Below are 13,014 nucleotides of genomic sequence, written 5' to 3' on the forward strand. Positions count from 1 at the left end.
CTTAAAGGTAAGGCAATTCGTTAAACCGCCGGTGCCCGTACCCATGGAGCCCGGCAGTTATAAAAAGGTTATCCTGCGTGAAATAAGACACGCACGACAAAGGAGGAATCGTGGGAGTTATCGGTTACGGTCTCGGTGTTATCGGCGCTGGTCTTGCTATCGGCCTGTCTGCTCTGGGTGCTACGGGTGCTATGGCCCGTCAGCCTGAGGTCCAGGGCCGCGTGTTCACCGTCTTCATCATGGGCTCCGCCTTCGGCGAGGCTCTGGCTCTGATCGGCTTCGTTGTCGCGCTGATCGTTAAATAGCACGGAGCGTCAAGTATGAATCTTTCATCCCAGAAGAGCGCGATCGCACTCTCCGCGTCCGCGGCCGCGCTGCTCATGCCGGTTTCCGCGTTCGCCGAGGACGGCGCTGCCGGTGCGGACATCCTCATCCCTAAGATGGCGGAGTTCATCCCGGCGCTTATCGCCTTCCTGATCATCTGGATCGTGCTGGCCAAGGTCGCCCTACCGGGCATCATGAAGACCATGGAGGAGCGCGGCAAGAAGATCGAGGAAAGCCTCGACGAGGCCGAGAAGACCAAGCAGGAGGCTATCGCCAAGCGCGCTGAGTCCGACTCGATCGTCACCGACGCCCGTCGTCAGGCTGCCGACATTGTTCTCGAGGCCCGTAAGGACGCCGAGTCCGAGCGCGCCCGTATCATCGAGGCTGCTCACAAGGAGGCCGAGGAGATCATCGCCAAGGCCCATACGACCGTCGAGGACGAGCGCAAGTCCATCTACGCCGGTGCCGCGAGCTCCATCGCCGACCTGTCCGTTGCCGTCGCCACCAAGATCGTGGGCGAGGCGCTCGAGGACGAGACCGAGCAGAAGAAGCTCATCGAGCGCTACATCCAGGAAGCAGGTAGCCTGAATGCCGACTAGCCGCTATCAGGACAAGGTGCTCGAGACCTACGCGCGCTCCCTCATGGAAGCCGCCAAGGCCGAGAACCATGTGTTCGAGGACCTCGAGATGATCGAGCGCCTGGCTTCCGCCAGCCCCGAGATCATCGCCGTGCTCGACACCATGTCCAAGCGCGACCAGCTCGACCTTCTTCCCAAGGTGGCAGCTGCCTTTAAGCATGTTGCCGAGGAAGACGAGGATGTAGTGGGCGTGACCGTCACCACGGCGATCCCGCTCGACGACGAGCTGCGTCAAACCATCACTAAGAAATGCGAGCAGGACTTCGGCCGCAAGGTATTCCTTATCGAGCAGGTCGATCCGTCTATCGTGGGCGGCCTGGTGCTCGAGGCCCGCGGCGAGCGTCGTGACATTTCCGTCAAGACGCAGCTGCGCATCGCGCAGGAGACCCTCGCAAACTCTGCTAATTCGTACGGAGGTGAAGCCTAATGTCCGAAACCCTCAATGCCCAGGATATCGCCAAGAAACTGCAGGAGCAGCTCACGAACCTCTCCGCGACGGTCGATACGCATGAGGTTTCAACGGTCGACGAGGTAGGCGACGGCATTGCGCGCGTCTCCGGCCTCAAGAGCGCCATGGCAGGCGAGCTTCTGGAGTTCAAGAGCTCCGATACCGGTGAGACCGTCTTCGGCCTTGCCCAGAACCTTGACCGTGACGAGGTCGGCGCCGTTCTGTTTGGTGCCGTCGACTCCATCAAGGAAGGCGACGAGTGCCGCACCACTGGCCGCATTATGGATATCCCCGTGAGCCGTGCCATGCTCGGCCGCGTCGTCAATCCGCTCGGCCAGCCCATCGACGGTTTGGGTGACATTGTCGCCACGCACCGTCGTCCTATCGAGTTCAAGGCCCCCGGTGTCATCGACCGTACCCCGGTATGCGAGCCGGTTCAGACTGGCCTGTTGGCTATCGACTCCATGGTGCCTATCGGCCGCGGCCAGCGCGAGCTTATCATCGGCGACCGTAAGACCGGTAAGACCGCCATTGCCATCGACGCTATCCTCAACCAGCGTGGCAAGGGCATGGTCTGCATCTACGTCGCTATCGGCCAGAAGGCTTCCACGGTTGCCAACATCCGCGAGACCCTCGCTCAGCACGGTGCACTCGACTACACCATCATCGTTTCGGCCACCGCTGCCGATTCCGCCCCTATGCAGTACATCGCGCCTATGGCCGGTGCCGCTATCGGCGAGTTCTTCATGTACAACGGCGAGGACGGCAAGCCCGCCAGCGAGACCAACCCCGGCGGCCATGTGCTTGTCATCTACGACGACCTGTCCAAGCAGGCTGTGGCCTACCGTCAGATGTCGCTGACGCTGCATCGTCCGCCCGGACGCGAGGCCTATCCTGGCGACATCTTCTACCTGCACTCTCGTCTGCTCGAGCGTGCCGTCAAGATGTCCAAGAAGAACGGTTACGGCTCCATGACGGCTCTGCCGATCATCGAGACCCAGGACGGCGACGTCTCGGCCTACATTCCGACCAACGTTATTTCCATTACCGATGGTCAGATCTACCTGCAGTCCGAGCTCTTCTTCCAGGGCCAGCGCCCGGCAGTCGACGTGGGCATCTCCGTGTCCCGCGTCGGTGGTGACGCACAGACCAAGGCTATGAAGCAGGTCGCCGGCAACCTCCGTCTGGACCTCGCTTCGTACCAGGAGCTCGCTGGCTTTACCCAGTTTGGTTCCGACCTCGACGAGGCCACGCAAAAGCAGCTTACCCACGGCGCTCGCATGACTGAGCTCCTTAAGCAGTCGCGCTACAAGCCGTTCGAGGTTTCCGAACAGATCGTTGCGTTGTTCGCTGGCAACGAGGGTTTCCTGGATGACCTGGAGATTGCCGACGTGCTGCCTTTCCGTGCCGAGCTTATCGAGTACCTGGACAACGGCTTTGGTTCGCTGCTCGACAAGGTTCGCGCCAAGAAGATCGACGATGACACCAAGGCTGAGCTCCTGCGCGTCATCGGCGACTTTAAGCAGCAGTTCATGGCCAAACACCATGCCGATACGACTGGATCAGAGGAGAACTAAGCCCTATGGCCAACCTTCGCGACATTAAGAAGCGAATCTCCTCGGTTACCACGACCAAGCAGATCACGCGCACGATGGAGATGGTCTCTACGGCCAAGATCCGTCGTGCCCTCGATCGCTCCAAGCAGGCCGAACCCTATAAGGAGGCGCTGACCGACGTCATGTTGACGGTCGCCGGCGACGCCTCCTGCTCGGGCACCGATCCCATGCTGCAGAAGCATGAGAGCGTCAAGCATGGCCTGATTGTCGTTATCGCCTCGGACCGCGGCCTTGCCGGCGGTTTCAATACGACGGTGGAGCGCACGGCCGAAAAGCTCGCCGCTTCTTGGGCGAACGACGGCATCGAGTGCGAGATCATCGCGTGTGGGCGCAAACCGGCCACGTATTTCCGTGACCGCGCAAACGTCATCATGCACTTTGAGGGCAACTCCTCTGAGCCCGATTTCAATCAGGCCCGCATGATCTCCTCTCATATCTGCGATGCGTATCGTGCCGGTGAGCTTGACCGTGTCGAGCTTGTCTACCACCACGCCAAGAACCGCGTGGATCAGGAGCTTCGCGTCGAGCACTTGCTGCCGCTCGATCCCGAGATGATCGCTATGGCCCACGGTCCGCGTAAGAACGAGGCCGACGCCCCTAAGCGTATCTCGTCCACATTCGAGTTCGTGCCCTCTCCCGAGCATGTTCTCGGCAAGCTTGTACCGTCGTATATCCTGACGGTCATCTACCAGGCCTTGATCGATTCGGCTGCCGCCGAGCAGGGTGCACGCCGCAAGGCGATGCACTCCGCGACGGAAAACGCCACCGCGATCATCTCGACCCTTACCCGCACGTATAGTCGCGTGCGTCAGGCTTCGATCACGACCGAGATTAACGAGATCGTCGGCGGAGCCTCAGCATTGGAGGAACAGTAATGGCTAATAACACCGTAAAGCTTGCGGTCGAGGAAGCCACCAAGAAGACGACTGCCGGTGATGGTCGCATCGTGCGTATTATCGGTCCTGTCGTCGACGTCAAGTTTGACGGCGCGGTGCCCCCGATCTACAACGCGCTCACGGTCGAGGCCGAGACCCCGATCGGTCACCTGAGCACGATCCTCGAGGTCGAGAGCCAGCTTCCGGGCGGCGTCGTCCGCACGGTCGCCATGTCCTCGACCGACGGCCTGCAGCGCGGCCTCATCGCCACCGATACCGGTGAGCCCATGAAGATGCCCGTTGGCCCCAAGACACTCGGTCGCATCTGGAACGTCATGGGCAAGCCCGTCGACGGCAAGCCCATGCCCGAGGTGGAGGAGTTCTACCCCATCCACCATGCAGCGCCCCGCTTTGACGAGCTTACTACCAAGACCGAGATTTTCGAGACCGGCATTAAGGCCGTCGACCTGCTCGAGCCCTACATCCGTGGCGGCAAAACTGGTCTGTTCGGTGGCGCCGGCGTCGGCAAGACCGTTCTGATTCAGGAGCTCATCAACAACCTCGCTCAGGAGCACGGTGGCACCTCGGTGTTTACCGGCGTCGGCGAGCGTACCCGTGAGGGTACCGACCTTTATCTCGAGATGAGCGAGTCGGGCGTTATCGACAAGACCTGCTTGGTCTATGGTCAGATGAACGAGCCGCCTGGAGCGCGTCTGCGCATCGGTCTGGCCGGCCTTACCACCGCCGAGTACTTCCGCGATCGTGGTCAGGACGTTCTGCTGTTCATCGATAACATCTTCCGCTTCTCCCAAGCCGGTTCCGAGGTTTCCGCCCTTCTGGGTCGTATGCCGTCCGCCGTTGGCTACCAGCCCACGCTGGCTACCGAGATGGGCGACCTTCAGGAGCGCATCACCTCGACCAAGACGGGCTCCATCACTTCCGTTCAGGCTGTCTACGTCCCCGCAGACGACCTGACCGACCCGGCTCCCGCCACGACGTTTACGCACCTCGATGCCACTACGGTTCTTTCGCGTAGCATTTCGTCGCTCGGCCTGTTCCCGGCCATCGACCCGCTCGCGTCTTCCTCCGACGCCCTCGATCCCTCGATCGTCGGCGAGGAGCACTACCGTGTCGCCGTTAAGGTCCAGGAGCTCCTGCAGGAGTACTCCGACCTTCAGGACATCATCGCCATTCTGGGTATGGACGAGCTGTCCGAGGAGCAGCGCCTTACGGTCAACCGCGCTCGTAAGATTCAGCAGTTCCTCTCGCAGTCCTTCCACGTCGCCGAGAAGTTCACCGGCAACCCCGGTGTCTACGTTCGCGTCGAGGATACCGTCCGCTCCTTCGCCGAGATTGTCGACGGCAAGGCCGATGACCTGCCCGAGCAGGCTTTCCGCTATGCTTCCACGATTGAGGACGTGCGCGAGCGTGCCCGCAAGATGGGGGAGAAGTAGGTTATGCGTATCCGCATCGTGTGCCCCGTGAGCTGCGCCTATGAGGGCGACGCTGCGTTTGTGTCGATTCCGTCCACGGATGGCGAGTTTGGCGTTCTGCCTGCTCACTCCAGCGAGATCTGCACGATCGACCGCGGTTACGTTCGCGTCTCCGATAAGGCCATGGGCACTGTCGACCACACGTTTGCCGTGGCCGGCGGCTATGCCCAGGTTGCGGACGATGTCGTGACCGTTCTCGCCGAGCGCGCTTGCGATTTGGCGACCGTCGATGCCGACAAGCTTAAAGCTGATATTCAAGGTTTTGAAGAGAAGCTGGGTAATTTGTCGGAGGATGATGCACGCCGCGCCTACCTCTATAATGAAATCGCATGGTGTAAGCTCATGCTTGCCCAATAGTCAAACGATTTGGCGTTCGACCATTTGCGAACACATCATGCCCGGGATGGCCCAGCCATCCCGGGCATGCTTTTTGAAAGGGTAGACCTTGGATATCATCCGTGTTGAAGGTGGCCACACCATCGGAGGCTCCGTGCCCGTTTCGGGTGCAAAGAACTCTGCACTCAAACTCATGGCGGCAACGCTTCTGGCACCGGGGAAGACGACGCTGCAGAACGTGCCCGATATCTCGGATGTCCACGTGATGGGCAAGGTGCTCAAGGGCATGGGCGCCACGATCGATGTCCTCGACGAGCACACGCTCGAGATTGATACCTCTCAGGTTGATTCCTGGGAGGCTCCCTACGAGCTTGTCGCCAAGATGCGCGCCTCCACGGCCGTGATGGGACCCCTGCTGGGCCGTTTCCATCGCGCCAAGATCGCCATGCCCGGCGGCTGCAACCTGGGCGCTCGCAAGATCGACATGCATATCTTGGGTCTTGAGGCCTTGGGCGTTGAGTTCGATACCGCCCACGGCTACATCAACGCCAACGCGCCCCAGGGCCTGCACGGTACCACCGTCACGCTCGAGTTTGCCAGCGTCGGCGCTACCGAGAACCTCATCATGGCGGCCGTGCGCGCGCAAGGCACTACGGTTATCGATAATGCGGCTCGCGAGCCCGAGATCGTCGACCTTGCCAATATGCTCAACGAGATGGGCGCCAAGATTGTTGGCGCCGGCACGCCCGTCGTGACCATCGAAGGTGTGGACGAGCTGCATCCCGTTACCCATCGCGTGGTGGGCGACCGCATCGAGGCCGGCACCTTTATCGTTGCCGGTGCCCTGATGGCCGATGACCGCGGTGTCGACGTTACGGGCTTTTGCCCCATTCACTTGGGCATGGTGCTCAAGAAGATGGAGCTCATGGGTATCGAGTGTGAGCGAATCGAGAATGGCGTTCACGTGAGTCGTGCCGAGCACATCAGGCCGGTCGATATTCAGACACTCCCGTTCCCGGGCTTCCCGACGGACATGCAGGCGCAGATCATGGTGCTTTCCGCTCTTGCTGATGGCAGCTCTGTGATTACCGAGAATATCTTCGAGAACCGCTTCATGTTCGCGTCGGAGCTGGTCCGTATGGGCGCGGATATCCGCATCGAAAGCCATCACGCCATGATTCATGGCGTCAAGGGGTTCTCGGGTGCACAGGTTACCTCGCCTGATCTGCGCGGCGGCGCCGCGCTCGTCGTTGCTGGCCTTATCGCCGACGGCGTTACCGAGGTCTCGGCCATCCATCACATCAAACGTGGCTATGAGCAGTTTGTCGAAAAACTGCAGACACTTGGTGCAAACGTCGAGCACGCCACTGTTCCCGATCCCGTCATCTACTAATGCAGGTTGCCTATGTTTAATAATAAGAAGCCCTTAGCGGATACTCGAAGACCTTCAACCGGCGCACAGGCCAAGATCTACAGTCGCGATAATGTTGCACGCTACTCCGAGCGCGCTCGTCAGCGCCGCCGCGGCCAGACAATCCGTCGCGTTGCGCTTATCGCCGTGCTTGGCGTGCTGTTGAGCGCTACGACTGCCGCCGGGCTGTGGTTCGCCAACATTATGGGCAAGCTTGGCGATTCCAATGTCATTACCGACAATCTGCGCCATATCTTGGTGGATACCAATGAGGCCAAGGATCCGTTCTACGTGCTTCTTTTGGGTACCGATGGTCGTCCGGGCGAGGACACGTATCGCTCCGATTCAATTATCTTGGCGCGCATCGACCCTACGCAAAAGCAGGCTACGCTTATATCCATTCCACGTGATACCAAGGTTGTCTATAACGGCGAAACCATGAAGATCAACGCCTGCCATACCTATGGCGGTGCCGAGGCCATGGTTCAAGCGGTCAATGAGCTGTGCGGCGTGCAGATTTCCCACTATGCCGAGGTTAGCTTTGACGGTATGCAATCATTGATTGACTCTGTGGGCGGTATCGACATCAACGCCACCGACGATGTCGATGACCCCGAGCATCTGGACATTAAGATTACGGCAGGCCAGCAGCACATGGACGGTGCTACCGCGCTCACCTATGCCCGTTGCCGCTATACCTATGCCGACGGCGACTATACGCGCATGCGTCACCAACGCCAGGTGCTTGGTGCCCTTGCCAACCAGATTCTCAACAACTTTGATGCTACGAAGGTCTTCGACCTGGTTAATTCGCTGTCCGATATGCTTGTGACCGATATGAGCGTTCAGGACATCGTGTCTACGGTCAATGCTATGCGCGGCATGGATGTCGATGGCATCTATTCGGCGAATCTGCCTTCCTACGCAGATGAAACCACCATGATCGACGGCCAGAGCTATGTCTTTGTCTACGAGGACGAGCTTAAGGAGATGATGGCGCGCGTCGATGCCGGCAAGGATCCTAAGGGACCAAACACCATGGGCCTATCCGACGGAACCAGCTCCACAATCGGTGATTTGAGCAATCATACTTCTGACGATTACGCCTACGGTACGGCCGGTTCGTCGGAAAGCTCGGGCGATTCGAGCTATTCGGACGATTCGAGCTATTCGGACGATTCGGATTACAGCTCATATTATTACGAGGAGCCCACTGGCGACGGCAACGGTTACGAAGCCAACTACTAGGGTTGCGCGGGCTTGCCAGCCCGCGCAACGGCTCGACGTTGCGCGCCGCCCAGAACGACAATTTGTCATTCAAAAGGCAGGGTATGACCAGAATCAATGTCCTGCCTTTTTCATGCCGACTTGTTCGCCCTGGATGTCGCTCGCTGACGTTGATTCAACCAGCGATGCCGACTACTCCCCTTGCACCAAAAAATCGCCCCGTTCTCGGTTTTGAGGACGGGGCGATTTTGCTTACCTAGATTATTCGAGTTCCTTATGCGAAGCGGGCGACGAGCTCCTGCAAGACGTCGGTCATCTTGACGAGCGAGCTGACCGGAACAAACTCGTTGACGCCGTGGTAGCAGTAGCCGCCCGTCGAAAGGTTGGGACAGGGCAGGCCGCGGAACGACAGCTGTGCACCGTCGGTGCCGCCGCGAATCGGCAGCACCTGGGGCTCAACATCGCAGGCAAGGAAGGATTCCTTAGCGACATCGATCAGCTCTGGGTAGTCGCGGACAATCTCGGCCATGTTACGGTACTGGTGCTTGATCTCGACCGTTACGCGCTCCTCGCCCAGACGCTGGTTGAGCAGCGCGGCGGCAGCATCCATCAGATCGAGCTTCTGCTGGAACTTGGCGGCATCGTGATCACGGACGATATAGCGCGCCGTGGCATGGTCGACTGTGGCAGAAACGCCCTCAAGGTGATAGAAGCCCTCGTAGCCCTCGGTGTATTCCGGACGCTGCACGTAGGGGAGCAGGGCATTGAAGTCGCAGAACAGATTGCCCGCGTTAACCATGCGGCCCTTGGCGTCGCCGGGGTGAATGGACTGGCCCTCAAAGCTAACGGTAGCCTCGGCGGCATTGAAGCACTCCCACTCAAGCTCGCCAACCGGACCGCCGTCGACTGTGTAGGCATACTTGCAGCCAAAGTCCTCGATATCCAACAGCTCGGCACCGTGGCCGATTTCCTCGTCCGGGCAGAAACAAATACCAAGCGTGGGGTGGGGCAGGCTGGGGTCCTGTGCAATGCGTGCGACGAGCGCCATAATCTCGGCGACGCCGGCCTTATCGTCGGCGCCCAGCAAAGTGGTGCCGTCGGTGCAAACCAGGTCCTCGCCCAAAAGGTTGTTGAGGGCGGGGAGCTTGGCGGTGCTCATGGACACGGGCTTGCCGTCGACGATGCCGCAAACTAGGTCGCCGCCCTCGTAGTGCACGATGTGCGGCGCTACGCCGGCGCCCGGTGCGACCTCGGTGGTGTCGAGGTGCGCGATCAGGCCCAGGGCGGGCTTATTCTCGGAGCCGGCGCTCGCGGGAATGTGAGCGCAGACATAGGCGTTTTCGGTTACATGGGCATCGGTTGCACCAAGCTCGCGCAATTCCTCGGCAAGCACATTGGCAAGATCAAACTGGACGGTGCTCGACGGAACCTGGTCACAGTTGGCATCCTCGGACTGTGTGTTGATCTGGACGTAGCGCAAAAAACGCTCGAGTACGTCGGGGTTCGTGGTGGTGTTTTCCATAGAGACCGCTCCAATCTTGGTTGTCGTGTGCAACAAGAACTCTAGCACGGTATGCCGCAGCATACCGCGACGCTTGGATGGGGTAGAATCAGCCATTGAATGCAGAAGGGACGGATGTTCATGGATACGACAAATAGCTCGCGCGAGCTACATCTAACGGTGGCGAACGAAGACTACTTGGAGTGCATGGTTCGCATCGAAAGCGAGGATGGGGAGACTAATGGCGTGCGGTCGGTCGATATCGCACAGCGCCTTGGCGTCTCGAAGGCATCGGTCAACAAGGCGGTTTCGGCTCTCAAGGCATCCGAACTTGTCGAGCAGTCTCACTACGGCAAGGTTATCCTGACCAACCGTGGGCGCGAGGTCGGTTTGGCTATCTGGTATCGCCATCGCCTGATTCGCACATTTTTGGTCCAGGAGCTCGGCGTCGACTTTGAGCGCGCCGATGCCGAGGCCTGCATGATGGAGCACGCGCTTTCCGAGGACACAATGGTCCGTTGGCTCGCCTATCTCGAAAAGCAGGGAATCAGCATCGAGGAATAGCGAAACATATATATGGATACGAGTTATTACAATCGCTTCGGCGGCGAGGAGCTTATGCGCCGACTTGCCAGCGAGACGCTGCTGGCACAGGGTCCGATGGGCAGCGTGCTGCTGAGTGAATACGGTGCTGCCGATATTCCGCCGGCATTTTGGAACCTCGCCGAACCACAGACGGTTTCTCGCATCCACCGACTGTATGCCGCCGCTGGTGCACAGGTGCTTATTACCAATACGTTCCAGGCATCGGGTTTTGCGCTCGATTGCGATGAAATCGCTCCATCTATGGCAGAGGTCAATCGCGGGGCGGTCGACGATGCCCGCCAGGCAAATCCCCAGCTATTGCTGGGGTCCATGGGGCCTATTGCGATTGAGTGGTTTGTCGAGGATTCTTCCGAGTATCGAGAGATTCGCGCAAATGCTCGCGAGCAGGCGTCCGCCCTGCTCAACGCCGGCGTCGACGGGATTCTGGTCGAGACGATCACGTCTATCCGCAATCTGCAGCCCGTGCTCGCCGGTGTCCATGATGCCGCTGATGGCATGCCCGTTCTGGTGAGCTTTGCTATTGATGACAAGGGCGACCTGCTGGGTGATGGCCTAAACATCGAAGGTGCCATCTTGTATGCCGAGAAGCACGGTGCGAGCTCGGTTGGGATCAATTGCTGCACCCTGACAGCGGCTACCGCTGCGGTACCAAGAATGGTCAAGATAGCCACGACGCCCGTTACTGTACGTCCCAATGCGGGAAATCCGGTCCAAACGCAAGATGGGCCTGTGTGGCACGAGGACCCCGAAGCTTTCGCGCGCGCATGCGTCGAGTGGAAGCGGGCTGGCGCCGCAATGGTTGGTGGCTGTTGCGGAACCACGGCGATCACGACGGCTGCTATGGCAGACGCGCTCGATATATAGAGTCCGAAGAAAAGCACATTCGAATTACCGCCCCGACCGGGGCGGTTTTTTGTCTACATGCGCCCTCGATGGCTTTTGCCTAAACGGTGAATGCGTGCGCCGGCGGCTTGCCGGGCGCTCGTTGCGGGTATACCACTTGCGTACCATGATCCAAACACTGCGAGGTGTCTGCGTGTGTGCGCGATAATTCATTTTGGAACTGATGGCTGGCGCGCTCGCGTCGGCGAGGATTTTAACGCTGACAATGTTGCCCGTATCGCTGATGCCGCCGGCGAGCTCTGGCAAAAGACATATCCCGGCAAGACGGTATATATCGGGTATGACACCCGTCCCCGGGCGCGCGAGTTTGCAGAACTTGCAGCTGGCGTGCTTGCGGCCCATGGCCTTGATGCCGTGCTCGTGGCCCGTTTTGTACCCACGCCTGCCATCACGTGGGCTGCCGCATACGATGGCGAGGCGTGCGGGGCGCTCATGGTGACCGGTTCACATCATCCGCAGGGCTATCTCTGTCTCAAACTGCGCATGGGCGATGGTTCCACGGCAAACCAGGACGTCATCGAAGAACTCGAGGCAACGATGGCCGCCGAACCTCTGGGGCTCGAGGAGCAGTATCGCACGGCGGATATCATTCCCGACTATATGCGAGCGGTAGCATCGTTTGTCGATGCCGATGCCATTCGTGCCGCTCGTCTGCGCGTGGTGGTCGACCCCATGGGGGGAGCGGCTCAAGGTTATCTTGCCGATTTGCTGCGCGAGCTGGGTGTTGAGGTCCATGAGATTCATGCGGGGCAAGCATCGGATTGGAGGGATATCTGTCCCGATCCCGTAGAGCCGTGGGTGGATGCCTGCGAGCGTGCAGTTATCGAAGACGGCGCGTGTGCCGGCCTGGTGACCGATGGCGATGCTGACCGTATTGGCGCGGTCGACGAGCGCGGTAGATATATACATCCGCATCAGATCATGGCGCTCGTAATGGGCGAATTGGTTCAGTTTCGCAATTTGAAGGGGCGAGTCGTCGTCAATCTATCGTGCTCGACGCTTGTGCGTCGTGTTGCCGAGGCGCTCGGTTGCCGCGTGACCGTAAAACCGGTTGGCTTCAAATATATAGCCGCCGAGATGAAAAAAGACGGGGTGCTTATGGGCGGTGAGGAGGCCGGTGGCATCGGCATTGCCGCGCATATGCCCGAGCGTGACGGCATCCTCGCTTGCCTACTCCTGTGTGAGCTCATGGCAAAGACGGGGGCTTCGCTGGGCGTGCTGGTCGATCAGCTCGAGGCGAGTTTTGGAAAAACAAGTTATGGCCGTCGAGATTTACGACTTGAGGCAGAAGATGCCGAGTCGCTGCGCACGCTGCTTCCCGGTGTGAATCCCAAGTCGATTTGCGGCAAGGCGCCGCAGAGCGTAAGTCACATGGACGGCTTGCGTTTGGCATTTGAGGATGATACCTGGCTGTTGGTTCGCCCGAGCGGCACAGAGCCGGTGGTGCGAGTGTACGCCGAGGGCTTTTCGGTGGAGGAGCGCGACGAGTTGCTTGATGCCGGCTGCGCTTTGGCTCGGGGCGCATATCGGCTCTAGCCATGGGGCTGATCAATATAAAGATATGCTCGGCGAGTGGTAGGTAACGACTGGCAAGCGTCAGCTGCGGGTATAAATGTGTAGGAGTTGTGTGCAACCA

The 13,014-nt window shown here is 59.6% G+C and carries 13 protein-coding genes; 12 read left to right on the top strand and 1 reads right to left on the bottom strand.

The genetic code is table 11. From position 1 onward, the window contains the following. The first annotated feature begins 110 nt into the window (after window positions 1–110). The 9 genes from ACQQ92_RS06840 (at window position 111) to ACQQ92_RS06880 (ending at window position 8,389) form a co-directional block, all read left to right on the top strand. Window positions 111–305 carry an ATP synthase subunit C gene (locus ACQQ92_RS06840; RefSeq protein ID WP_022094262.1) on the top strand — a complete coding sequence of 65 codons (195 nt, stop codon included), beginning with the start codon at window positions 111–113 and terminating at the stop codon, window positions 303–305. Between the two features lie 15 nt (window positions 306–320). Beyond that, window positions 321–923 (top strand): F0F1 ATP synthase subunit B, encoded by a 603-nt coding sequence (gene atpF, locus ACQQ92_RS06845; protein WP_117716380.1) that lies wholly within the window; start codon window positions 321–323, stop codon window positions 921–923. Then, window positions 913–1,389 carry a F0F1 ATP synthase subunit delta gene (locus ACQQ92_RS06850; protein WP_154518375.1) on the top strand — a complete coding sequence of 159 codons (477 nt, stop codon included), beginning with the start codon at window positions 913–915 and terminating at the stop codon, window positions 1,387–1,389. Before atpF ends, ACQQ92_RS06850 begins: the two co-directional genes overlap by 11 nt. After that, window positions 1,389–2,987: a F0F1 ATP synthase subunit alpha gene (atpA, locus tag ACQQ92_RS06855; RefSeq protein WP_427796113.1), complete on the top strand. Its 1,599-nt coding sequence runs from the start codon at window positions 1,389–1,391 to the stop codon at window positions 2,985–2,987. Before ACQQ92_RS06850 ends, atpA begins: the two co-directional genes overlap by 1 nt. Before the next feature lie 5 nt (window positions 2,988–2,992). Next, window positions 2,993–3,901 carry an ATP synthase F1 subunit gamma gene (gene atpG / locus ACQQ92_RS06860; RefSeq protein ID WP_427747818.1) on the top strand — a complete coding sequence of 303 codons (909 nt, stop codon included), beginning with the start codon at window positions 2,993–2,995 and terminating at the stop codon, window positions 3,899–3,901. Beyond that, window positions 3,901–5,355 (top strand): F0F1 ATP synthase subunit beta, encoded by a 1,455-nt coding sequence (gene atpD, locus ACQQ92_RS06865; protein WP_055286334.1) that lies wholly within the window; start codon window positions 3,901–3,903, stop codon window positions 5,353–5,355. The genes atpG and atpD overlap by 1 nt, the downstream gene beginning before the upstream one ends. Window positions 5,356–5,358: 3 nt before the next feature. Then, window positions 5,359–5,751 (top strand): ATP synthase F1 subunit epsilon, encoded by a 393-nt coding sequence (gene atpC, locus ACQQ92_RS06870; protein WP_154518384.1) that lies wholly within the window; start codon window positions 5,359–5,361, stop codon window positions 5,749–5,751. Window positions 5,752–5,839: 88 nt separating this feature from the next. After that, window positions 5,840–7,123, top strand: coding sequence for a UDP-N-acetylglucosamine 1-carboxyvinyltransferase (gene murA / locus ACQQ92_RS06875; protein ID WP_427796114.1), 1,284 nt, complete (start codon window positions 5,840–5,842; stop codon window positions 7,121–7,123). Window positions 7,124–7,135: 12 nt separating this feature from the next. Further along, complete coding sequence (locus ACQQ92_RS06880) at window positions 7,136–8,389, top strand: LCP family protein (RefSeq protein ID WP_154518390.1); 1,254 nt, start codon at window positions 7,136–7,138, stop codon at window positions 8,387–8,389. 253 nt (window positions 8,390–8,642) lie between these two features. Here ACQQ92_RS06880 and pepT read toward each other — a convergent pair whose 3' ends face one another. Continuing rightward, a complete protein-coding gene (gene pepT / locus ACQQ92_RS06885; RefSeq protein WP_427719695.1) occupies window positions 8,643–9,890 on the bottom strand; it encodes a peptidase T in 1,248 nt (415 codons plus the stop codon). Window positions 9,891–10,010: 120 nt separating this feature from the next. Between pepT and ACQQ92_RS06890 the strand changes: the two genes are divergently transcribed. The 3 genes from ACQQ92_RS06890 (at window position 10,011) to ACQQ92_RS06900 (ending at window position 12,914) form a co-directional block, all read left to right on the top strand. Next, window positions 10,011–10,433 (top strand): metal-dependent transcriptional regulator, encoded by a 423-nt coding sequence (locus tag ACQQ92_RS06890; protein ID WP_154518396.1) that lies wholly within the window; start codon window positions 10,011–10,013, stop codon window positions 10,431–10,433. 12 nt (window positions 10,434–10,445) lie between these two features. Next, complete coding sequence (locus ACQQ92_RS06895) at window positions 10,446–11,339, top strand: homocysteine S-methyltransferase family protein (protein WP_427796115.1); 894 nt, start codon at window positions 10,446–10,448, stop codon at window positions 11,337–11,339. A 174-nt stretch (window positions 11,340–11,513) separates the two neighbouring features. Continuing rightward, window positions 11,514–12,914 carry a phosphoglucomutase/phosphomannomutase family protein gene (locus tag ACQQ92_RS06900; RefSeq protein WP_427794535.1) on the top strand — a complete coding sequence of 467 codons (1,401 nt, stop codon included), beginning with the start codon at window positions 11,514–11,516 and terminating at the stop codon, window positions 12,912–12,914. Window positions 12,915–13,014 lie beyond the last annotated feature (100 nt).

Origin of the sequence: Collinsella sp. SGI.241, from assembly GCF_050312955.1 — a bacterium.
In the GTDB taxonomy this organism is placed as follows: Bacteria; Actinomycetota; Coriobacteriia; order Coriobacteriales; family Coriobacteriaceae; genus Collinsella.

What these genes read in the sequence shown, in the direction of transcription:
- atpF (WP_117716380.1), top strand. Translation starts at nt 321, where the DNA reads ATGAATCTTTCATCCCAGAAGAGCGCGATCGCACTCTCCGCGTCCGCG.
- ACQQ92_RS06850 (WP_154518375.1), top strand. Translation starts at nt 913, where the DNA reads ATGCCGACTAGCCGCTATCAGGACAAGGTGCTCGAGACCTACGCGCGC.
- atpA (WP_427796113.1), top strand. Translation starts at nt 1,389, where the DNA reads ATGTCCGAAACCCTCAATGCCCAGGATATCGCCAAGAAACTGCAGGAG.
- atpG (WP_427747818.1), top strand. Translation starts at nt 2,993, where the DNA reads ATGGCCAACCTTCGCGACATTAAGAAGCGAATCTCCTCGGTTACCACG.
- atpD (WP_055286334.1), top strand. Translation starts at nt 3,901, where the DNA reads ATGGCTAATAACACCGTAAAGCTTGCGGTCGAGGAAGCCACCAAGAAG.
- atpC (WP_154518384.1), top strand. Translation starts at nt 5,359, where the DNA reads ATGCGTATCCGCATCGTGTGCCCCGTGAGCTGCGCCTATGAGGGCGAC.
- ACQQ92_RS06880 (WP_154518390.1), top strand. Translation starts at nt 7,136, where the DNA reads ATGTTTAATAATAAGAAGCCCTTAGCGGATACTCGAAGACCTTCAACC.
- pepT (WP_427719695.1), bottom strand. Translation starts at nt 9,890, where the DNA reads ATGGAAAACACCACCACGAACCCCGACGTACTCGAGCGTTTTTTGCGC.
- ACQQ92_RS06890 (WP_154518396.1), top strand. Translation starts at nt 10,011, where the DNA reads ATGGATACGACAAATAGCTCGCGCGAGCTACATCTAACGGTGGCGAAC.
- ACQQ92_RS06895 (WP_427796115.1), top strand. Translation starts at nt 10,446, where the DNA reads ATGGATACGAGTTATTACAATCGCTTCGGCGGCGAGGAGCTTATGCGC.